The 21,479-nt window shown below is 42.6% G+C and carries 17 protein-coding genes and 1 pseudogene; 6 read left to right on the top strand and 12 right to left on the bottom strand.

Translation table 11 applies throughout. From position 1 onward, the window contains the following. Positions 1-116: 116 nt before the first annotated feature. From B3Q46_RS08895 to B3Q46_RS08885, 3 genes are all read right to left on the bottom strand, one after another. Positions 117-386: a hypothetical protein gene (locus B3Q46_RS08895; protein WP_005235947.1), complete on the bottom strand. Its 270-nt coding sequence runs from the start codon at positions 384-386 to the stop codon at positions 117-119. Between the two features lie 214 nt (positions 387-600). Continuing rightward, on the bottom strand, positions 601-960 hold the full coding sequence (locus B3Q46_RS08890) for a hypothetical protein (RefSeq protein ID WP_005235949.1): 360 nt from the start codon (positions 958-960) through the stop codon (positions 601-603). A 112-nt stretch (positions 961-1,072) separates the two neighbouring features. Next, the gene (locus B3Q46_RS08885) at positions 1,073-1,519 is read right to left on the bottom strand and encodes an I78 family peptidase inhibitor (RefSeq protein ID WP_005235951.1); all 447 of its coding nucleotides are present in this window, start codon (positions 1,517-1,519) and stop codon (positions 1,073-1,075) included. 454 nt (positions 1,520-1,973) lie between these two features. On the opposite strand from B3Q46_RS08885, the gene xseA reads away from it, so the two are divergent. Beyond that, positions 1,974-3,245 (top strand): exodeoxyribonuclease VII large subunit, encoded by a 1,272-nt coding sequence (gene xseA, locus B3Q46_RS08880; protein ID WP_005235954.1) that lies wholly within the window; start codon positions 1,974-1,976, stop codon positions 3,243-3,245. Continuing rightward, a complete protein-coding gene (xseB, locus tag B3Q46_RS08875; protein ID WP_005235956.1) occupies positions 3,235-3,429 on the top strand; it encodes an exodeoxyribonuclease VII small subunit in 195 nt (64 codons plus the stop codon). The genes xseA and xseB overlap by 11 nt, the downstream gene beginning before the upstream one ends. Positions 3,430-3,536: 107 nt before the next feature. On the opposite strand, the gene B3Q46_RS08870 is transcribed toward xseB, so the two are convergent. Then, on the bottom strand, positions 3,537-8,060 hold the full coding sequence (locus B3Q46_RS08870; RefSeq protein WP_005235958.1) for a translocation/assembly module TamB domain-containing protein: 4,524 nt from the start codon (positions 8,058-8,060) through the stop codon (positions 3,537-3,539). Positions 8,061-8,098: 38 nt separating this feature from the next. Next, positions 8,099-10,855, bottom strand: coding sequence for an autotransporter assembly complex protein TamA (locus B3Q46_RS08865; RefSeq protein WP_005235959.1), 2,757 nt, complete (start codon positions 10,853-10,855; stop codon positions 8,099-8,101). 174 nt (positions 10,856-11,029) lie between these two features. Here B3Q46_RS08865 and B3Q46_RS08860 point away from each other — a divergent pair, with 174 nt between their 5' ends. The 3 genes and pseudogenes from B3Q46_RS08860 to B3Q46_RS08850 form a co-directional block, all read left to right on the top strand. Beyond that, positions 11,030-12,349: an MFS transporter gene (locus tag B3Q46_RS08860; protein WP_005235961.1), complete on the top strand. Its 1,320-nt coding sequence runs from the start codon at positions 11,030-11,032 to the stop codon at positions 12,347-12,349. 3 nt (positions 12,350-12,352) lie between these two features. Further along, entirely contained in the window at positions 12,353-12,988 is a 636-nt protein-coding gene (gene coq7 / locus B3Q46_RS08855) for a 2-polyprenyl-3-methyl-6-methoxy-1,4-benzoquinone monooxygenase (protein ID WP_005235962.1), read from the top strand. Positions 12,989-13,111: 123 nt separating this feature from the next. Then, positions 13,112-13,848 (top strand): annotated as a pseudogene (locus B3Q46_RS08850) (IS5 family transposase); the annotation flags it as partial. A gap of 332 nt (positions 13,849-14,180) precedes the next feature. Here the strand turns inward: B3Q46_RS08850 and B3Q46_RS08845 are convergent. The 5 genes from B3Q46_RS08845 to B3Q46_RS08825 all read right to left on the bottom strand — a co-directional run bounded on the left by B3Q46_RS08845 (position 14,181) and on the right by B3Q46_RS08825 (position 17,439). Continuing rightward, positions 14,181-14,615: a 2-amino-4-hydroxy-6-hydroxymethyldihydropteridine diphosphokinase gene (locus B3Q46_RS08845; protein ID WP_005235972.1), complete on the bottom strand. Its 435-nt coding sequence runs from the start codon at positions 14,613-14,615 to the stop codon at positions 14,181-14,183. Then, on the bottom strand, positions 14,572-14,952 hold the full coding sequence (gene folB / locus B3Q46_RS08840; protein WP_005235974.1) for a dihydroneopterin aldolase: 381 nt from the start codon (positions 14,950-14,952) through the stop codon (positions 14,572-14,574). The genes B3Q46_RS08845 and folB overlap by 44 nt, the downstream gene beginning before the upstream one ends. A gap of 131 nt (positions 14,953-15,083) precedes the next feature. Further along, entirely contained in the window at positions 15,084-16,382 is a 1,299-nt protein-coding gene (locus tag B3Q46_RS08835; protein ID WP_005235976.1) for an ABC1 kinase family protein, read from the bottom strand. Positions 16,383-16,440: 58 nt separating this feature from the next. Next, a complete protein-coding gene (locus B3Q46_RS08830; protein ID WP_034580997.1) occupies positions 16,441-17,211 on the bottom strand; it encodes a HesA/MoeB/ThiF family protein in 771 nt (256 codons plus the stop codon). A 39-nt stretch (positions 17,212-17,250) separates the two neighbouring features. Beyond that, positions 17,251-17,439: a hypothetical protein gene (locus B3Q46_RS08825; protein ID WP_005235980.1), complete on the bottom strand. Its 189-nt coding sequence runs from the start codon at positions 17,437-17,439 to the stop codon at positions 17,251-17,253. A 259-nt stretch (positions 17,440-17,698) separates the two neighbouring features. Between B3Q46_RS08825 and B3Q46_RS08820 the strand changes: the two genes are divergently transcribed. Beyond that, positions 17,699-18,208 carry a pyridoxamine 5'-phosphate oxidase family protein gene (locus tag B3Q46_RS08820; protein ID WP_034704527.1) on the top strand — a complete coding sequence of 170 codons (510 nt, stop codon included), beginning with the start codon at positions 17,699-17,701 and terminating at the stop codon, positions 18,206-18,208. Between the two features lie 188 nt (positions 18,209-18,396). On the opposite strand, the gene B3Q46_RS08815 is transcribed toward B3Q46_RS08820, so the two are convergent. Both B3Q46_RS08815 and B3Q46_RS08810 read right to left on the bottom strand, forming a co-directional pair. Beyond that, on the bottom strand, positions 18,397-20,043 hold the full coding sequence (locus B3Q46_RS08815) for an AMP-binding protein (protein ID WP_034704529.1): 1,647 nt from the start codon (positions 20,041-20,043) through the stop codon (positions 18,397-18,399). Between the two features lie 254 nt (positions 20,044-20,297). After that, complete coding sequence (locus B3Q46_RS08810; protein ID WP_034704531.1) at positions 20,298-21,434, bottom strand: acyl-CoA dehydrogenase family protein; 1,137 nt, start codon at positions 21,432-21,434, stop codon at positions 20,298-20,300. Positions 21,435-21,479 lie beyond the last annotated feature (45 nt).

The following is a 21,479-nucleotide window of genomic DNA, read 5'->3' as shown; positions in this document are numbered from 1 at the left end:
AAATAATAGTGCGTAAGTCCTATTTAAGTACAGATATGGCAACTTTTAACCAAATTCGACGCATAAAAAAGGCAACATCGATGTTGCCTAATTTACTTAGAAAAAGATACTCCACCTTAGTGGACTGTCGTCGAGTTCAAATATTGCTGAAAAGCGTCCCGACAACCCTCAAATTTTAATTCACATTGATCTTCATAGGTCTGACTGTGATTGTTGCTGGCAAAGGAAATCTCGACCAAACAGCGTTTTTTGTCCTGCACCAAGATCTGCTTAATCACGACCTTGTCTCCTACACTCAGAACATAGCGTCCGCTACCGATAATCGCCAATCCTTTTTCATCTTCTAACAGCAGATCTGAGTGATATAAATATTTCACGACGTCCATATTATTGTTCTCCTAAAGGCTTTGGAGTTAAATTCATTATTCAATATAAAGATAAGCATTTCTATATTTTAGATTTAGCAATTGTCACAAATTATATTTAATATTGCTTAGGCTATTTTTATTATTAGAAGAATATTCTTATATCTATAAACCACTATTTAATTTGAATGAAGATTCCTTAGTTTGCTTCATTCAAATATAAAAAAACCGTTCCTTAGAACGGTTTGTAATCTGGCATTTTATCATGCGGTGTGGCGATACATTTTTCAGTAAATTCAGCGCGGACTTTCTCACGGGCTGCATCTACATCGGTCTTAATTTCCTGTTCCGGAAGTGCATAGACTTCATCGATAATATTCAGGATAAAACTGCGAGTGATGTCATCATCGATCTTGTTGGCATGCTCAACAGCCTTTTCTTTCTCGATCGCATTCTGACGATCCAGCATAATGGTCCGTGCAGCATTCCCCACACTACGACAATAGCCATGCCACTGCTCTTCAGGGGTTAAAGGTTTTTTCTCTGCACAGCCGACCAGAGCAACCATCAGGGATAAAGCAAATAACTTTTTCATGAATTTCTCCTTCCGAGAGGCACTATAAGAGATCAGCACAGATTTGTCATTTAAAATGAAATTTCTCTCTATTCTTATTGATACTGCCTGCTCGAAAGTAGCATTTCATATCTTAACCACAGCTGGCCTGAACTACTTTCTTAGTGGCTGGATCTACAGTGACCGTCACGCGCTCTTCACGATAATCCATAGTGACAGGCTGGCCAGGTGCAACCATGCGTACCATTTGAGCTTTGGTTTTCTCTTTGATTTTTGCTTCAGTTAAATTGGATTGGCCAACCAGCGCAGCTGCCTGATCAGCGATACATTTAGGCTGGTTTGCTCGGAAATATTCCCATTCTTCGACCACTTGCCCATTTTTTAAATGACAATAGCCCACTTGCCCATTAGTTTCATTACGGATTTCCAGCTTTCCACCCTGATTAATACAATAAACACTCGCTGGATTCGCTGTTCCTAATGACGCTGAGTTTGAGTCAGTCGACTGGGTCGTACTACAGCCAGCAAGGAGGATGGATGCAAATAATCCGGACAAACCAGATAAAATTATTTTTTTCATGAGCGGTATTCTTCTAAAGGAATTCACCTTTAATGTAGCATATTCCACTTATAGCGTCAGATCTGAAAAGGCTTGAGTGTTTGTAATTCTGTAAAAAGCGGCAGGATCATTTCTTAATATCATTAGGTTTAATCCCATTTAAGTTCTCACTATTTCCTATGATTTACTTTAACCAATAATCAACCTTCAAAAGTGGTTTCTTTTTTCGAATAGCCAAAATTTAGTTTTAGTTAACTATTGGAATGGCTTAAAGATGACAATGTCATTACATTGTTATACAAAGTGTTTATTACCCTTTATCAACCAAGTATTATTCTAATATTTTGTTTTTAGATTATTAAATTAATTATTGCCCAGCTTCTTTGTCCTTGCCTTTTTTATGCACGAAGCTTGATGTTTGTACTAGCGGCCATATTGCTTTAATATTTGATTGAATTTTAAACTTTATCTCAGCATGCAAGACGATCTCCAGCTTTCTTTAAAAGAATACCTTTCTACGGTTCATGAAGTGGTAAAAATCACTTTCGATACACCGGTGTGGGTCAAAGCCGAGATTCGTAATTTAAATATTAAAGCTGGCCATTATTATCTAGAACTGGCAGAAAAAGATCCTGACAATGATCAGGTCATTGCCAGTTGCCGGGCCACAATCTGGAAGTTTGCTGCGCAGAAAATTGTGACGCAATTTGAACGTGAAAGTGGTATTGAACTAAGCCGGGATCTTAAAGTTTTAATCAAAGTCAAAGCCAGCTTTGATCCGCAATATGGGTTTTCCCTAAATATTGTAGAGATTGATTCTGGATATACCTTGGGAGATATAGCCCGACGTTATCAGCAGATTGTAGAAAGACTGACAACCGAAGGTCTGATTAATCGCAATAAAAATCTCCCTACACCTTTTGACCTAAACCGGATTCTGGTGATTGCTCCAGAAAAGGCTGCCGGTCTGGGCGATTTCAAGAAAGATGCTGATGCTTTACAAAAAGCTCAGGTATGCGAATTTATCTATCACAGTGCGACCTTTCAGGGAAATACGGCACCGCAAAGCATCATGCAAAGCTTGGCACAAGCTTTAAAGCAGTGGGCACAAGCGTATCATCACGCGCCTGATCTGATCGTGATCATTCGTGGCGGTGGTGCAGTCAATGATCTGGCGTATTTGAATGACTATGCGCTGGCTGCCCTGCTCTGCAAACGTTCAGTTCCCGTTTGGGTTGGTATTGGTCATGAAAAAGATCGGACGATTCTGGATGAAATCGCTCATCGTTCTTTCGACACACCGAGCAAGGTGATTGCTGGAATTCGCAGTCATGTCGTCGAGCTGACGCAAGAAGTTATAAATAACCTGCAAAGCATCCAGCGACTTTCTCAACAGCAAATTCAGGCTTATCAAAACCAGAATGAGCAATATTTAAAACTAATCCAAAATCTGGCCAATCACCAGATTGTGAATGCCTTGCAACGTTTAGAGCAGCTCAAGTCCAATACTTCTAACCTTGCCCAGCAACAGACCCAACTAATTAATCAGCAGCTAGATGCCCTGATGCGGGAAACACTACTGCAAAATCCCAAACATGTTTTGTCCAAAGGCTATGCCATTGTGCGCCAGCAAGAACACGTAGTTCGTTCAATTCATCAAATTGATGTGCAACAACCCGTTCAAGTTGAATTACACGATGGCCTATTTTCAGCACAACTTACGCAGGTAACTCCCCATGAGTCATGATACTTTGAGCTTTCAGGAAGGCTATGACATCTTGAAAAAGAATGCTGAATTACTTGAATCTCAGCAAGAACCAGATATTGATAATTTGATGAAAATCGTCGAAGAGTCTATGCAGGCGTATAAAGCCTGTAAATCCCGAGTGGAAGCCGTTCAGAATGCACTGAACGAGACCTTTAAGGATTAATTTTATTGAATACCTTAAATCAGTATAGCTTGATGATTTAAATGCTTAGGCTATTTTAAAATCTCTTGCCTATAAAAAAGCCCTCATTTAGAGGGCTTTTTATTAGCTTAGAACCGCCAGTTATAGAATAAGTCAATTGCACGTTCTAAAGACTGACTGGCTTCCAGATATAAACGCTGATTCATTTGATAACGTAAAGTCAACTTGTTTACTGGGGTAAATACGCCAACCCCATAACGGATATATAAGTCTGGCGTAATATAACCGGTTACAGACACCTGAGTATCATCCCCGGTTCCCTGTGCATCCAGTGCCAGACCGCTCAAGCCAAAGCTGCGGCCAATCTGGTTGGTCAAGGCACGCGTACCGCCTAAGCCCAGACTGATCCCTGCGGCTGCAATGGTGTTATTTACATCAGATCTGAAACCTTCTGCCTGACTCAAGCCTGAAGCCCCTTCATTAATACGACCAGTAATCAGAGCATTCAACGCTTCTTGTTCAGACAGGCCAGCATCATTATAAATTTGAATGGCAGGACTTGAGGCTGTACCAGTGACACGTACACCCACCGTGCTACCTTGAATGGATTTATTGGCATCAATATCCAGGGTTGGATTCGACAACGGGCCATTGAAACGTGCAATTGCACGGTTCAGATCCAGACTTTGTCCATAAGCTTCAATTTTCACCCGTTGTGATACCCCGATCGCACCATTGGCACGCATCGCAGATTCCAGACCACGTTGTGTCAGATTGACACGACCTAAGAGTGGAATACGGCTGTCAAAGCCCTGGAAGATCACCTGATTTCCTAACGACACTGCAACATCTGCGCGAATATCCCATGGACGTGCCGCTTTCAGAATGGCGAGCTGGTCATCTCCCTCACGTACTACGCGTACGTCAGAAGACAAGCCCACAACAGGTTCAGACGCTTCAGGCATAGAAATCAATGCACGAGGAACATCGACCTTACCACTCAAGCTCAATTTTTTATTGAACGGATACATATCCAGGGTCAGATCAGGCGTAACCACCGCAGTAATCAGCGGTGCCTGGCGAATCAGCAGATTTTCGCCCTGAAGTTTAAGCTGTACGCGAGGATCACCTTTCCAGTCTACAGAACCAGTTAATTTACCAGCACCACGACCACTATTAAATGCACCATTAATAGTCGCGGTATTTTGACGGACTGATGAATAGAGCTGCACATTGGTTAGATTGACTGGTAATGAAATCATGCTGATCGCCCCGTCCTTAACCCGAATTTCACCTTCAAGTAATGGATCGGTTAACGTTCCGCTAATTTTACCTGCATACGACAGGGTACCATCCAGATTACGCACATCCTGAATGAATGGCTTAAAGACCTTCAGCTGAACCTGGTTAAAGGCAATCTCGCCACGCATTGGTTTATTGTCACGATATGGATCAATAATTACATTGGCATAGCCTGTACCAATATCCGGCGTTTTCACATCCAGACGAATCTGTAATCCAGCGGCCACGCTTTTTGCGACTAGCCCCACTTCATCATATTTTAAAGTCGAGCCTAAATATTCCGGATCATCAGAAGATAAGCCGATCACCCCATTGCGGGTTACCAGACGAGCATCAATTTTCGGTTTAGCACCTTGTGCCCAAGCTGCCTTGGCATAACCATTCACTTTACCGGTTAATGCTATGCCTTCTGGCAGGAAGGCACTAAAGTCAGCCAAATCCAGGTTACGGGTAATAAATGAAGCACTACCTCGAGTTTTATTGACTCGAATTGGCTGGTCAAAGCAAAGTTGACTTTGCTGACTCATCCAGCAATGAGCGCCAACAAACAGATCCGACTGTGCAGTGTTATAAATTACAGCTGCATTTTGACGCTGCACCAGATGAGTACGCAGTGAGTCGAAATCACCGCGCTGGATCTGGCCTAACCAGTTATTTTGTGCATTAAAACCACCTGCGAGCTGAACAAAGAATTTAGACAGCTTATTTTCAGCCTGAACTTGTAGCACATGCGCGGCGCGCGTTCCAGCAAGTGACACTTCACCGCGTACAATCTGTCTATTGCCACTACGCAACTGATCCATGGTCGCAGTCAATAAAGTCGGTGTGGTTTGTGAAGTCGGTAACTGGCCACGTACCCGAATCTTGTCTACGCTAAACAGGTTCTTGAAGGCAAAATTGTCCACTGCCAGATTCGCAGTCGCTTGTAAACGCGGTTGTGCCTGCATATTAATATAGCCTTGTACCCGGCCTCTTAATCCCGGATAAAGCTCATATAATGCCGGCGCATTCACTTTAAGTTGCAGATTTTGTGCATTACCTGTGGCCTGTATCTGGTTGCTGGCATAAGACAGGAACAGGTTATTGGCTTCAAACTGCTGCGGTACAAAACCACGCTGCTTGGAGTCAATCAATACAGCCAGATTACCCTTACCGCGTACCGGTTTATTATTCAATATACCGGCCAGATTTAAGCGTTGAATCTGGACACGCTTCACTGCATCCGACCAGACACCTTGGGTTTGCAGATTGCCAGACAATTCACCTTTAAGCTTGGCATTAAAATACTGAGGTTTGAAACGCACCAGAGAGGCATTTACATTCCAGCCAATACCATTTGCCAAGTTCACCTGACCATTGGCATTAATTTTTCCAGCGACTCCATCATGACGCAGTTCCTTGATATTGAGCATATCAGGCGTACCTGACAAGCGCAGTTTCAACAATCCCTGACTGGCCTTAATCTGGCTGGCACTTAATGCACCATCATAATTGACCGCATAACTTTTGAATCCGCCACCTACTTTTTCATCATGGAACAACAAGGCAATATTACTATTACCTGTCAGATGAACGGTTTCATTTTGCGCAGCCAGTCGTCCGGTCAGATCTACACCGCTAAGATTAATAATTTGCTGATTCGGGCGTGCATAACCACTGGCTTTTACCCGACCATTCAAGCGGTCAATTGGTGAAGCTGCAGCCAGAGTTTGAGTATTCAGGTTCTGGGCATTTAATACTGCGGACCATTTGAGCTGACGTTTTTCTTCTGGCAGTTCAACCCGTGCATTACCTGTTAGACTGCCGGCCTGTCCATTTCCACTATATTTAAAACTTGGAACATTCAGAATATTATTTTTCAGGTTTAGTTGTGCCTGATACATTCCTGTAGGTAACAGTCCTTCTTCATGCTGAGCAACCTGGGTAGCGACATGGATATTTTGCTGGCCTTCGACCAGTACCAGATCGACATCTCCTGATTCACTTTTTAACCAGCCGATATAAGGCACAGCACGGTCAATATTTTTCCAGGCTACATCCAGTAACATCGGTTGAGCTTTATTGTCTTTAACCGGCTTCTGATCCAGCTTGATATTCCAGGTTTCATAGCGGTCAAAATCCACCAGTCCTGTTAAATGTAGGCCATTTTCCAGATTACCGGTAGAGGCAATATTACCGTCCAGACTTGGTGGCAGAAAGTCCTGCACCACCTGTGGAATTCGCTGATGTTTCGGATCAATCCCATTCATGCGACCTGTCAGATCCCAATCCACCTGATCAGCCCAGCCTACAGTACCTGCCAGGCTTACCGAACCTTTCATCAGCTGACCATTTAGATCAGTAATATTGAGCTGATTGACCAGATCGGTGTACATCACTGCGGTATATTGCCCATCCGGGATATTTTCACCTTCAATATCAGTGCGGACATTCAGATCCAGGCGCTTGGTATTCCCATTAAACTCAGCCACACCATCTTTCGTAAACAGTTTTTGCTCTGTCAGGATTGGCCAGTGATATTGCTTGAACTGGAGTTCACCACGCATGGGTACATTAGGACGCATCGGGTGCAGAACTGCCCAGCCTGTCAGCAAATCTGGCGTGTTGGTCGCGACCCCGGCCTGAATGGTATCCAGTGTGCCTCTAGCACGTACTTGAATATCATGAATATTCAAGCTTTCTCTGAGTGAAGGCAGATTTAGAATACCGCGTGCATCTAGTGGATATTTACCTTCAAACTGCATTTTCCCAGTAGCTTCACGTACCGACAGATAGCCCATGTCCATGCGGGAATCTTCGAAATTCAGCTCGGTACCTGACCATAATGCTTCATTCAGTTCAATATTATAAAAATCAACTGCATTGGTCTGAGTCTTAATCACCAAGTGATCGAGAAGTAAATGATCAACCCGCAATACAAACGGTAAACGAATTGCATTGAACTTGAATGGCTCATCACTTGGCGGATTTTTATTAATAATCTGTAAATTCAGTACATCTGCTTCAGTCAGATGAATTTCTTTTTTGATAATCGCCCGCCAACCCAGCTTGACATCAGCACGGTCAATTTTGACATCGACCGGTTTCAGGGTAACCAGAACATTTTTCAGGATAATCCCGCGCCACAGGTTCCCACCTTCATATTCATAATGAATGATTTCCTGGCGCTGCATCACCTGATCGAGCAGGAATTTACTGCCTTTATCGGTAGAAAACAGGATCGCCAGTACAGACAGCAGAAAAATAAGAGAAAAAAGGGCCGACAATAGAATACTTCTAAATATACGGCGCTTTTTCGGCACAACTTCAGGTTGTTGCTCTTGTTCTGGCTGTGGTTGGTTTTCGACCATGATCTACCCAAATAACTATTTTTTAATTAATAAATGTTTTATAACTGCGAGCCAATAAAGAAGTGCAAACGAATCGGATAATTGTCATCCGACAGTCCGGTCGCCACATCTAAACGAATTGGGCCAATCGGTGAAGCCCAACGAATCCCCAACCCCGCACCATATTCTGTCGGATTACTAAAATCCTCATTATAGGCATTTCCGGCATCCGCAAATACTGCAGCGCGCCAGCCCTCCCTGAACTGATAATTATACTCCAGTGAAGCCACACCCAAAGCCTGTCCGCCCACTTTAAAGCCTTCAATTTCTGGAGAAAGACTCTTATAGTCAAAACCACGGATACTTTGATCACCGCCACTAAAATAGCGCAGGTTATAAGGTACTTTGGCAAAATCTTCAGTAAAGATATAACCCAGATCCGCGCGTCCAACAAACTGATGATCGGCATTTTCACCCAGTGAATAGATAAAACGCCAGCCTGCATTCACAATCGCCATATCGGCATCAGACAATAGAGCTTCACTGCCCAATTCGACTTTATAGGTTTGCTTAAAGCCCTTGGTCGGGTTCACGCGGCGATCACTATCAGTACGGGAAACTTCATAACCCACCAGTAAAGACTGCTGTTCATCTTCAGTATTGAATCTGAATGCTTCCGGAATCTGGCTAAAATCAACCGAACCATCCTGCGTCAGACGATCCAGACGGTAACGTAGACCGTAAGTTTGTTGCCAATTAGCACGCGGATTTTTAATAATCCGGTCAGCACCAAGTACCGCGGATTCAATTAACAGGCCATCACCTTGGGCCACACCATCACGTTCTTCACGTTCATAACCACCCACGATACTGATATAGTCATTAAGTGGATGGTTGTATGGAATATTATAACGGCCATCAATTGACTGACGGATTTGTGACAATTCAAGGTTGGCATCAAATGAGTGACCACGTTTGTTTACGATCGCACGGCGATATTGTCCACGTAAGCGTGTTCCGGTATCCGTACCATAACCCAGACCGACTTCGGCACTGTTAAGACGGTCTGCATTCAGTGTCACAATCACCGGAATTTTTTTCTCTTCACGAGCCTGAGCCTTTAAACGTTCTTCTTCGTCTTCTTTGGTCTGCTGCTGAACCCGCAAAGTTCTTAAGTTTGGATTTTCTGCATCACGACTACCGGCGAACTGATCTTCATCCACCACATCCTGTGTAACTTCCTGATTGGATGCCGGTGCAGCTTTCTTGGCCACACCTATTTCATCTTCTGAAAACTTCTGTTCTTCTATCAGACTCTGAATATCCGGTGCCAGTTCCAGCTCTCGATCAATAGGATCAGGACGAATTGTATCCACCAGCGTATAGTTAAAATAACGTGAGTTCGTCAGGTTGTTGGCCAAGCTATTCACACGCCAGAAGGTGTAGTCAGCACCATCTTCCCAGGTGACCAGACTTTCCAGTACATCACGATTCAGTGGAAATTCTTTTTCAGGATCACTCATCCTGAACTCTACATTACCCAGTTTATAACGCTCACCTGTTTCAAAGCGCAGATTCACATCGGCTGTATTTTCGGGTTGGGCAATGCGCACATCATGCAAGCGCCAGTAAGCATCAAAATAACCATTGTTGCTGGCTGCGGTATTAATCCGGTCCTTGTTTTTTTCATAATCCCCATGGTTAAAGATATCACCTTCTTCCTGTTCAGGTAGAAGACTAATAACCTGGAACTGCGGCTGTTCACCACCTGGCCCACTAAACTCAATATTATGGGTATTGATAATGACCGGCTCATTCGGGGTTACATAAACTCTGACCCGGCTATCTGATAATTTTTCAAATCTGAACTGGGCATTGTAATAACCTACAGCTTGGGCAGCCTGATTGGACAGATTACGGAGTTGCGGTAATGCAGATGAAAAATCTTCAAAGGATTCCTGGGTAAAGCTAGAAAGTTTAGCTTTTACATTATTTCTGAGATTCGTATAACCTTCTGACTGAGCTTTACGATTCAATCCGCCATTGCTTTGTGCAGTGCCATTTCCATTCACAATGACCACATCTGCACTGATCCGAGGCAAACTGGCGGTCATAATCTGGCGAGGTGGACGTATTTTATAAAACAGTCGCTTGAAAATATTAGGGCGTTTATCATTTTCAGGCGTCGTTGGTGCAGGCAACTCGGATAAGGTCGCACCCGACTCATTTCTTTGGACAATAATCTGGCTATCGGCCTGAATGGACTGCATAAGCTGATCAACATTCACAGGTGCCTGATTGATTTCAACTAGTTCCTGCTGACTCATATCATTGACTACTGTTTCAGTTTGCGCGGTCTGGCGATAGGCTTGCGCCTCGCGTTTCGCTTCTTCCGCAACCTGATAAATCTCATTGGCCATACTCTGGTCAATCGTTTGCACCGGCAGACTTTCTAAATCATCAAACTCAATTGGCTGAAATTCACCCAGAGACGTTCCCATAGTCTGCTGTTCTTTCAGCATTTGCATACTATCTACAGTCGAAGTTTCAAGTTCTAAAGCTTCTTCAACTTTTTCTGTTGCTTCAGCTTCGGTCGTAGCTACCCCTTGTCGTACGGCTTCCTGGGATAACTCTTCGATCATTTCTGCCTGAGATAGTGCTACCGGAGTTTCCGTCTGCTCGGTTTGTGCCATGCCCTGATGCGATAACATCATGAAAAATATACTCATACATAGCCTGGCTCGGCCATGATACGGTACGAGAGACCCCATACTACGATTTAGCATCGTTTGTTTAAATTTTCTCTTTGCGGGCATAGCAAACTCTAAACGAATACATTCTTTAATTGATTATTTGACCGAAAAAGATAAGCTAAAGAACTTAAATTATTGGGTTTTGCCTTTACATGGACGAAAGTATCTTACATGATTTTTCTCAATGTTTACGTATATCTCACATTTCTTAATAAATCTTAATGTAGCACGTCTTATATGAACAACAATGAACATTTGTTAGCGAGCCGCCGCTTTTTACCCATGTTCCTAACCCAGTTTTTTGGTGCACTGAATGATAATGTTTTTAAACAGGCATTATTATTGGTGATTACCTATGGCTGGATTCAGCAACAATCAGCCAGTATTAGCACCTTAAATAACCTTGCTGCACTATTGTTCATTTTGCCTTATTTTATTTTCTCTGCGACGGCAGGCCAGATTGCAGATAAATATGAACGTTCCCAGCTGATTCGCTATTTAAAGATTTTTGAAATTGTGATCATGATTCTGGGCACCATTGGCTTCCTGCTCGGTCATTTATGGATGCTATTGTTCGCCCTGTTTTTAATGGGCACTCAATCCACTTTTTTCGGCCCGATTAAATATGCCATTTTGCCTGAAGTATTAAAACCAGATGAACTGATGTCAGGTAACGCGCTGTTCCAGTCAGGCACTTCATTAGCAATTTTATTCGGTATGATTCTGGGTGGTGCAGTCATTGCTGCTTCTACAGGCAATCTGATCTGGATCAGCCTGACGGTGTTAAGTATCGCCGTGATTGGCTATCTCTCCAGTCGTTATATTCTGAAGCAGAGCATTCCAGCGCCTGAAATCAACATTGACTGGAATTTTTTCCGGACCAGCTTTCAGACCATTAAATATGCCAAAAGTTTACCGCTGGTTTTTTTAATTCTGCTGGGTAACTCCTGGTACTGGTTTTATGGGGCAACCTATCTTACTCAGATTCCACAGCTTACCTTACAAAACCTACATGCTTCTGAAAATGTCGCCAGTTTGCTACTGACCTTTTTCTCTGTCGGGATCGGTTTAGGTTCTTATTTATGCCGCAGATTAGGCGGTACTGAGGTCAATATTAAAATGGTACCGATTGGTGCTATTGGTCTCGTGGTTTTTGCCTTATATCTAGCAGCAAGTCTTGCCTTTGTTCCGGAACGTACCGGTACGTTACTCGGCTTGGCAGATGTATTCCAGCAAGGCTGGAGCTATTATCATGTGATGCTGGCGGTAACTTTACTGGGCATCAGTGGCGGTTTTTATATCGTGCCGCTGTATGCCATGATGCAAGCGCATTCTCCCCGCTCACATCGTGCACGTGTAGTTGCAGCAAATAACATCCTGAATGCCGTTTTCATGGTATCTTCTGCTATATTCTCGATTATTATTTTAAGCGTTCTAGAGTTTGATCTTAAAATACTTTTCTGTATTACTGCAGTGTTGAGTGGCCTGTTTACTTTATGGCTGCTTTATAGATTGAAACCGATGATCAAAACCGCAAAAGCCCCTTTGGAGGATTAATTCATGCGTCAATATACAGGTGTCGATAAGCTTATTCATTCTTTTGACCAGGCATTACGCAGTCTTGTTCCAGGAACGACTTCCTCACAACGGGAAAATCCAGCCAAACCGGTTGAAACCCAGCTTACCGTGAGTGATGCCCGTCATGTGGCTGGTTTAATGCGTGTGAATCATAGTGGTGAGGTTTGTGCACAGGCGCTTTATCATGGACAGGCATTAACCGCGAAATTACCAAATGTACGTCGGGAAATGGAACAGGCGGCAATTGAGGAGCAAGATCATCTGGCCTGGTGTGAAGACCGCTTACAAGAACTGGATAGCCATACCAGTTTACTCAATCCGGTCTGGTACGGCCTTTCCTTTGGGATGGGTGCAATTGCCGGCATTGCGGGTGACAGATACAGTCTTGGATTTGTTGCAGAAACCGAACGCCAAGTGAGTATGCATTTACAGCATCATATTAATCAGCTGCCAGCACAGGATGAACGCTCACGTCGCATTCTAGAACAGATGAATGAAGATGAACTGCATCACCGTGATACAGCTTTGGCTGCGGGCGGCGTAGATTTACCGCTTCCCGTCAAGATTGCCATGACCGGCATTTCCAAGTTAATGACCAAAACCAGTTATTATATTTAAGTATCAAATAAAGCCCTCATTTTTGAGGGCTTTATTGTGATCAAAATAATTAAGGAAAAAATATTTTAAGAACTCTTTTTTTAAATTTTTTATTTATCATTATTTTATCTGGGCTTTGTTGCACAAACCTACTCCGACGCAGCCATCCAATGCTGCTTAATGATTAAATCCTTATTCCGTCTGTCTTTACGTATGGTTACTGGCTTTGTGCAAAGTCTGATTAAACTTTGCGGATTAAATTGGATAGCTCCAGATTACACCACGCTTTGTAGAAGACAAAAGCATATTGATATTGTAATCAACTACCAAAAAAGTAGCGATGGGCTGCATCTACTCATGGACTCTACAGGCATGAAGTTTCTAGGTGAGGGCGAATGGAAGCGCAAGAAACATGGACCTGAATATCGTCGCCAATGGCGTAAACTTCATATTGGTATAGATGCTAAAACCCTACAAATACGAGCAGTTCAGCTTACAACCAATAATGTCAGTGATTCACAGGTGCTTGGTGATTTACTTGATCAGATTCCACAAGATGAGNNGTCATTGCAGATCGGCAAGCGCATGCGGTGATTCCACCTAGAAAAAATGCGAAACCATGGAAAGATACAAAGAGTAGCTCGCTAGAGCGAAATGAATTACTTCGAACAATTAAACGTTTAGGCAGGACACTATGGAAAAAATGGTCAGGCTATCATCGGCGAAGTTTGGTTGAAACTAAGATGCATTGCATCAAATTATTAGGAGATAAACTCAGTGCAAGGAGTTTTGATAGCCAAGTGAATGAGATCCATGCACGTGTAGCAGTCCTTAACAGATTTACGGAATTAGGTCGACCACTTACCCAAGTTACGCCTTAAATTTGGCTCAATTAGGGGCGCTTTGCATTTCAAATCTTTGTGCAACAAAGCCAATTTTATTTAAAACCAAGTTAAAATATAATTACCTTCATGGGAAATTAATTAAAATTTAAAATATATTTATTGTTCTTTATTTTTTTAAAATTAGCAGTAAAAATGATTATTTAGAGGTAATTTATGGAAACAGGTATTATTCTTGGCATTCTATTCGCAATTATTGTGTTGTTAGTTATTTTTTATAAAAAGAAAAAGTAAATAACAGTTTTTTGGCAAATACAGATCCCCTACTTACATAAAACTGAAAAATTCATTAGATTAATTTCAGATACAGATTAAATTTTAACTTGTGGATATTGAAGACGGCGATCATATTCAAATGCAGAATGAGACCAGATGTCATGCATCGGGATTTTTACGTCTAGTGCAAGCGGTAATTTTTTGGGATTAAATTCCATCTGACTTAAATCATTTCCCCATGCAATCAGGTCGACATCCAGGCTAATCTGATGAGATGGCCGAACCCGCCCCGAATCCGTTTCCATTTGCTTTAATAAATCTGTCATATCTTGAACAGGAACTTCACTGTATAGGAGACAGGCCGCATTCCAGTAATCTGCCCCGATACTATCCCGACATGGAATGAGGTAAATTGGAGAAAACCAAACTTTCCCCAACTCGCTGATCCGCTGCTGGGCAGCCTGAAAATGTTGCTGTGGATGACAATTACTCGCCAGTGCTAGGGCGAATATCGTTGCGGTGGCGTTCAAGACGTATCCCTACAGAATTAGCTTGCGCGATAATGGCAGGCTTACGGATCGTAATCATAATCGATTCTACACTTTCAAAGGTAGCAAAAAGCGCGTCTAGTACCAGTTTTGCTGCATGTTCGATCAATTTTGGCTGGGCGACCTGAATCACCCGCGCTGAAATCTCACAGATTTCGGCATAATTCAAAGTATCTTCCAGTTCATCTGACTGTGCCGCTTGTTCTAATTTGGTACGAATAGTGAGATCCAGCATTAAAGGCTGAATGATTTGACGCTCCCAAGTAAAGCAGCCGACTACTGTATCGACCTTTAAGCCTTCAATAATAATTGCGTCCATTTTAAAACTCGGAATTTAATATTTACCAATAATCTCCCTAAATCCCTCTTAATAAAGAGGGACTTTCATCACTTCTAATTATTTTGTAATGAAAGCCTCCCTTTATTAAAGGGAGGTCGGGAGGGATTAAATTAATGCTTTAACAGTAAATTTGGGTCCATGGTCTGGACCATCTGCAAACGCTGATCTGCATAGATGTCTGTATACGGCGCCAGAATTCGCATAAAACGGTCAAAATACAGCATTTGCTTGAACAATAAAGCAAAGTCACGTGGGAAGCGAATGCCATGACGTTCACCGACTGCTACCATATCCATCATGATATCGTTAAGATCGGCTGGGCTTGAAGTCAGCAATTCCTGAGGATCAGCTAACATCACACCACTAAATAAACGTTCAAGATCAGCCGCAAGCACTTTGGTATCAATCTCAACTGCAGTCATACCCATTTTCAGCATGTTTTCTGCCATCAGGGTATAATTGGTATGCTGCAAGGCATCCATAAAGGCCATACACGCTGTCCAGACTTCTGGTTTAAGCTGGCCGACAATACCAAAATCAATAAAGCCCACACGACCATCTTCAAGCAGCATCAGATTACCCGCGTGTAAATCAGCATGGAAACTGTTACACATCATTAGACTGCCAAACCAGGTGTTCATTGCAGTGATGAGAACCTGTGATGGGTCTTTAGCGACCTTTTTCACAACTTCAAAATCAGTCAGTGGCACGCCATATAAACGTTGCATGGTCAGTACACGACGTGTTGAATATTGATGATAAACCTTAGGAGCAGTTGCTGCTTTATTATTGGTGATATTCAGATAATTGACGAAATCATCCAGATTTTGTGCTTCCTCGATGAAATCGACTTCACGCACCATTCGGGTTTTGATTTCTTCGACAATATCGGCCAATGAGGCAAATTTTACTTTCGGCACTGCTTTTTCCAGCAGTTTGGTCGCCCAATGCAATACATTTAAATCGGTATATAGAATTGTTTCCACACCCGGCTTTTGTACTTTAATAACTACATCTTCACCAGAAACCAGCTTAGCCGCATGTACCTGTGCAATGGAAGCAGAAGCCAGTGGTGCTTCTTCAATTGAGGCAAAGATTTCATCCAGATTGCGACCAGAAAACTCTGATGCCAATACTTCCTGAATATAGCTGAATGGCAAGGTCGGTGTTTGATCCAGACAACCCTGAAACTCTTCCACATATTCACGTGGAAACAGCGACGGCGTACTGGCAATAAACTGACCGAGCTTGATATAGGTTGAGCCTAAAGACTCAAATGTTTCACGCATGAGTTTGGCATTACTTGGCTTTTCAGTGGCATATTTAATGCCGGCCTTCGCCGCAACTACCGCGGTTTCACCCATACGGGCAACCGAACGTATTCCATCTAACCAGATATTTTTTTTCATAATGTCTTAGGAAAAATTAATTACATGCAGTGTAGCAAAAAAATTAAATTTTGCAGGCCTATCTTGCCTGACAGACCGGGCAATCTGTATCTTTTTCGAAACTTAAAATGCGCTGTTTAAAACTCAGACCATCCCAAAGTAGAAGTTTCTGTCTAAGTGGCATTTTACCTAGGCCTAAATAAAGCAAAGCATGATGAGCTTGCAAACTCGCCATCACATTTGGCGTAGTCGCCAAGACACCTGAGTCTGCGCAACGCAAACTGGTATCAGCCTGATGTTCAGGTGGAAACAGGCAGGCATAGCAAGCTGAATCCCCATCCATCATGAACAGTTGTCCTTGCAAACCAATCGCAGAAGCACTGATTAAAGGTATATTCAGTTTTACACAGCTCTGATTGACCAGATAACGTGTCTCGAACTGATCACATCCATCCAGCACCAGATCTTGATGTTCAATAATACTTTCTGCATTTTCAGTCATTAAAGCTTGATTAATATATTCAATCTGAATATTCGGATTAATCTGAGCCAGCCTTTTTGCGAGTATTTCTGCCTTATAAAAGCCTAAATCATTTGGCGTAAATGCCAGTTGTCGTTGCAGATTACTCATCTCGATGGTATCAGGATCAATCAGAGTAATTTTGCCTACACCTGCTCTAGCCAGAAGTTCTGCCAAGGCACAACCAATCCCGCCACATCCCACGATACAGACATTGGAAAATTTCAATTTTTCCTGGGCTTCAATATCCCAACCGTCTAAGAGAATCTGGCGGCTATATAAATGCAATTCAGCATCGGTGAGTTCAAACTCTGGGGATATGGCATCCATAGTCGATATAGACAACGTCGTTCCTTGTTTCGAAGATTTTTAAGAAGCATGTGCCACAAAAAGTGCATTTACCGAAATTTCAATATGTTGATAAATCTCAAGCAAATTAACTTCTCTGCGCATAAACAGCAAATCAATAAATGGCTTGGCAATACTAGCGCCAAATAGCATATCAGTTAAATGCTCCGTATCAAGCTGATAATGTCCTGATAAATATGTAATGGTCATATTATGAATGCACTTAACTTGATCTATATGCCACTTAATTTATTCACGTATTACATCTTCTGGCTAATCTCGTTCTTCTATTCCTTTATCACCCTGTAACTGTCTTCCGCTTGTTTAGCACTTCTGTAGCTGCTGCCTGCAATTCAGTAGGAAAATGTATCAGTTCAGTGAGACCCTCTGTATCCATTATCAAATATGATTAAGCTGCTTAAGGAATAGCAATTATCCTCGCTTTCAATAAATAGTATGGAGCATATAGATGAACGAACAAAATCAGCATAATAATCGTGAAAAATTATGGGAACTAATCAAAGATGTGCGTTACACCATGATCAGCCATGTAACCGAAAGTCAGGAAATTCATTCTCAGCCGATGACCATGCTCAATTCTGAGCAAATGAATGAAGATCAAAACTTGTATTTCATCATGCGTGATACCAATGATCTGGTGAAAGCTGCCACTACTGGTCGCACTCAGATTGGCCTGTCTTTCGCTAAACCTTCTGATGGTATTTATGTATCGATCAGCGCAAATGCACAGATCAGTACTGACCGTATTTTGATTGAAAAATTATGGAATCCATGGGCAGAAAACTGGTTTGAAGGTAAAGATGATCCTAGCGTACGTGTACTGATTGCTGAAGCTGAAAGTGCAGAATACTGGAATGTTACCGATAATAAAGTAACTCAGCTATTTAAGGCACTAAAAGGTGGCGTAACTGGCGAAGCTGGGGAACCGGATGCTGAGCACAAAAAAGTTGATCTATAAGTAAATAAGAATTCCACTTTCAATTTAGCCTCTTAATAAGAGGCTAAATTTTTGATTTATTTTATTTAAAAGATGAATAGTATTACATTGTAATGACAATTATTCTCTCTGATAAATTCGAACATAAATAAATTAATCGTATAAAAAAGCCACAATTGCGACCTTTTCACTATATTTAAATGAATATATTAACTGACCTGTTTAATACCCTGAATCTTGACAATTTCCTGCTGTTTAAGCAGATTACGCTGAATTTTACCGCTAGAGGTTTTAGGCAAATCACTTACAAACTCGATCTCTTTCGGATAGGCATGTTTAGATAAACGGGAACGCACATAGTTTTGCAATTTCAGCATCAGTTCTTCACTAGCGGCATATTGTGCTTTAAGCACTACAAAGGCTTTCACAATTTCGGTACGTTCCGGATCTGGCTTTCCAACCACAGCGGACTCCAGCACCTCTTCACACTCCAGCAAGGTACTCTCTACATCAAAAGGTCCAACTCGATAACCCGAAGTCGTAATGACATCATCCGCACGACCAATGAAATCTATTCCACCATGTTCATTCAGTTTTACGGTATCACCCGTTAAATAGTACTGCCCCACAAAGGCTTTACGATTATTGCCGCCATAGCCTTCGAACCACATCAAAGGTGAGGCTGAGCAGTCCATAGCCAAGGTCCCAATGCCGCCTTTTTCGACTTCCTCATGCTCTTTATTTAAAACTGCAAAACGATGTCCTGGAATGGCAAAACCAGCGGAACCGATTTTCTTGTGATGCTCCAGCGCATGATGATTGGCAATCACCATTCCCAGTTCCGTCTGTCCATACTGGTCGTAGATATTGACGTCCATTTCATGATTAAACCATTGAATGACTTCAGGCGTTAATGGCTCACCTGCACTACTGACCACACGTAAACACGAGCTAATCTCAGCATCAAATTTTTCCTTAAAGCCATAGAACATCCGGAATGCGGTTGGAGAACCGGTCAGGTTATTTACTTGATATTTTTTAATGACTTCAACAGCATTGTCTACGCTAAAGGCACGTTCATCCATAATGATGCTATGCCCCAAACTTAATGGACCTGCAATCCCATAATACAGACCATAAGCCCAACCCGGATCTGCCAGATTCCAGAAAGTATCTTCGTCACGTAAATCTACGGCGTGCAGCATATAGCCTTTAAATGCCAGTAAAGCTTTAAGCGGAACAGGCACTGATTTTGCCAGTCCCGTTGTACCTGAAGTAAACATCATCAGGAAAATGTCACTAAAACAACCTTGAACCGGCTCAAATTCAGTTGGGCATTTCTTGAGCTCTGTCCAGAAATCAGCATCCTGATTGGTACTTTCAGGCGTTTGATGTACGGTTAAAATATGTGGAATATCGAGATCATCTAGTTTTGCACGCTGTTCCTGATTGGTAATAATCAGTCGGGTATGTGCGGTATTAATACGATGCTCGATTGCCTTGCTTTCAAAAGCGGTAAATAAAGGCTGATAAATCGCACCAATACGCCAGGTAGCAAGAATGGTAATTAATAATTCTGGAGTTCGTGGGAGCAAACCAGCAATACAGTCACCTGCTTCTAAACCCAGTGAGGTCATATAATGAGCCAGTTGTCCTGAAGCCTTAGCCAATTGTTCAAAAGTCCAATATTGGGTCTTGCCATTTTTACCTTCCCAGATTAACGCGATCCGGTTTTGTCCTAGAAAACGTCCACAGCATTCTGTATAGGCGTTGAGTGCATCTGGCACTCCTGCCAGATGTTGTTGAACCATAGTGTCAAAATTAAATTCACGATACGCTTGTTCTAGTGTCTTCATCACGACAACCTCTATTCCGTTTATAAACAGACTTTATGTCTGTGTCCGTTGTATTTGTTGTTCTGTCTACCGCCTGCGAATTCCATTGCAATGCCGGTTTTATATAACATGCCCTATTGCTAGGACATGTTAGGTGTCACTCTGCTGAGTCACTTTTCGCTTAATCAATAATTGACCATGTTTTATAGACCATCACAATTCCCATATCCCTCAAATGAGCTGCAAGATTTGAACAGTCGGCTATTTCATGACTTTTAAACTTTGCTCACTTCCCGGGCAATGACCAGACGCTGAATATCAGATGCACCTTCATAAATCTGGCTCACTCTGACATCACGGTAAATACGTTCGACCGGGAAATCTGAGACATAACCATAACCGCCATGAATCTGAATCGCATCCGAGCAGACTCGCTCTGCAATCGTCGAAGCAAACAGTTTAGCCATGGACGCTTCTTTTAAGCATGGTAATCCTGCATCTTTAAGCGTTGCTGCATGTAAGACCAGTTGTCTTGCAGCCTCAATCTGGGTGGCCATATCTGCGAGACGGAACGCCACTGCCTGATGCTGTACCAGTTCGACGCCAAAGGATTTACGTTCATTGGCATATTCCACGGCAGCATCCAGTGCAGCTCGTGCCATACCTACAGATTGTGCTGCAATCCCGATCCGGCCAGATTCCAGATTAGACAAGGCAATCTTGTAGCCTTCACCTTCTTGACCTAACAGGTTCTCAGCCGGAATCCGGCATTGATCAAAAATAATGGTCGCGGTATCGGAACAATGCTGCCCCATTTTTTCTTCCAGATTCGAGACGATATATCCTGGACTATCGGTAGCTACCAAGAAACATGAGATTCCTTTTTTGCCTGCAGATTTATCTGTCACTGCAAATACCAGTGCAATCTGGGCATGCTTACCGGTGGTGATAAACTGCTTGGTGCCATTTAATACCCATTCATCACCATCACGTTCTGCCTTACATTCCAGTGCGCTGGCATCAGAACCGGCTTGAGGCTCCGTCAGGCAGAAACACCCCAACCATTCACCGGTCGCCAGTTTAGTCAGATATTTCTGCTTTTGTTCCTCGGTACCATAACGCTGGGTAATCCCACAAGGTAATGAATTCTGCACACTGACAATGGTCGAGATGGCTCCATCTCCAGCCGCGATTTCCTCAAGGGCCAGTACCAACGACACATAGTCCAGACCTGCTCCACCCCATTGTTCAGACACGGTCATGCCAAGTGCACCGAGTTCACCGAGTTCTTTCAATTCCTGTGCTGGAAATTGTGCCGTTTTATCCCTTAAACCAGCGGTGGGTTTCAGTTTTTGCTGCGAATAGTTTCGCATCATTCCCTGAATCATTTTCTGTTCGTCATTTAAAAGCACTGCGTATATCCCTTACTTATCTTTTAATTTTCCATATAGAGTGAA

The organism is Acinetobacter sp. UBA2581 (genome assembly GCF_002339435.1).
GTDB lineage: Bacteria > Pseudomonadota > Gammaproteobacteria > Pseudomonadales > Moraxellaceae > Acinetobacter > Acinetobacter variabilis.
This window is presented reverse-complemented; position numbering and strand designations above follow the sequence as displayed.

Coding starts and splice junctions, on each gene's coding strand:
- xseB (WP_005235956.1), top strand. CDS start 3,235: ATGAGTCATGATACTTTGAGCTTTCAGGAAGGCTATGACATCTTGAAA.
- coq7 (WP_005235962.1), top strand. CDS start 12,353: ATGCGTCAATATACAGGTGTCGATAAGCTTATTCATTCTTTTGACCAG.
- B3Q46_RS08820 (WP_034704527.1), top strand. CDS start 17,699: ATGAACGAACAAAATCAGCATAATAATCGTGAAAAATTATGGGAACTA.
- xseA (WP_005235954.1), top strand. CDS start 1,974: ATGCAAGACGATCTCCAGCTTTCTTTAAAAGAATACCTTTCTACGGTT.
- folB (WP_005235974.1), bottom strand. CDS start 14,952: ATGGACGCAATTATTATTGAAGGCTTAAAGGTCGATACAGTAGTCGGC.
- B3Q46_RS08825 (WP_005235980.1), bottom strand. CDS start 17,439: ATGACCATTACATATTTATCAGGACATTATCAGCTTGATACGGAGCAT.
- B3Q46_RS08870 (WP_005235958.1), bottom strand. CDS start 8,060: ATGGTCGAAAACCAACCACAGCCAGAACAAGAGCAACAACCTGAAGTT.
- B3Q46_RS08895 (WP_005235947.1), bottom strand. CDS start 386: ATGGACGTCGTGAAATATTTATATCACTCAGATCTGCTGTTAGAAGAT.
- B3Q46_RS08865 (WP_005235959.1), bottom strand. CDS start 10,855: ATGCCCGCAAAGAGAAAATTTAAACAAACGATGCTAAATCGTAGTATG.
- B3Q46_RS08830 (WP_034580997.1), bottom strand. CDS start 17,211: ATGGATGCCATATCCCCAGAGTTTGAACTCACCGATGCTGAATTGCAT.
- B3Q46_RS08885 (WP_005235951.1), bottom strand. CDS start 1,519: ATGAAAAAAATAATTTTATCTGGTTTGTCCGGATTATTTGCATCCATC.
- B3Q46_RS08860 (WP_005235961.1), top strand. CDS start 11,030: ATGAACAACAATGAACATTTGTTAGCGAGCCGCCGCTTTTTACCCATG.
- B3Q46_RS08835 (WP_005235976.1), bottom strand. CDS start 16,382: ATGAAAAAAAATATCTGGTTAGATGGAATACGTTCGGTTGCCCGTATG.
- B3Q46_RS08890 (WP_005235949.1), bottom strand. CDS start 960: ATGAAAAAGTTATTTGCTTTATCCCTGATGGTTGCTCTGGTCGGCTGT.
- B3Q46_RS08815 (WP_034704529.1), bottom strand. CDS start 20,043: ATGAAGACACTAGAACAAGCGTATCGTGAATTTAATTTTGACACTATG.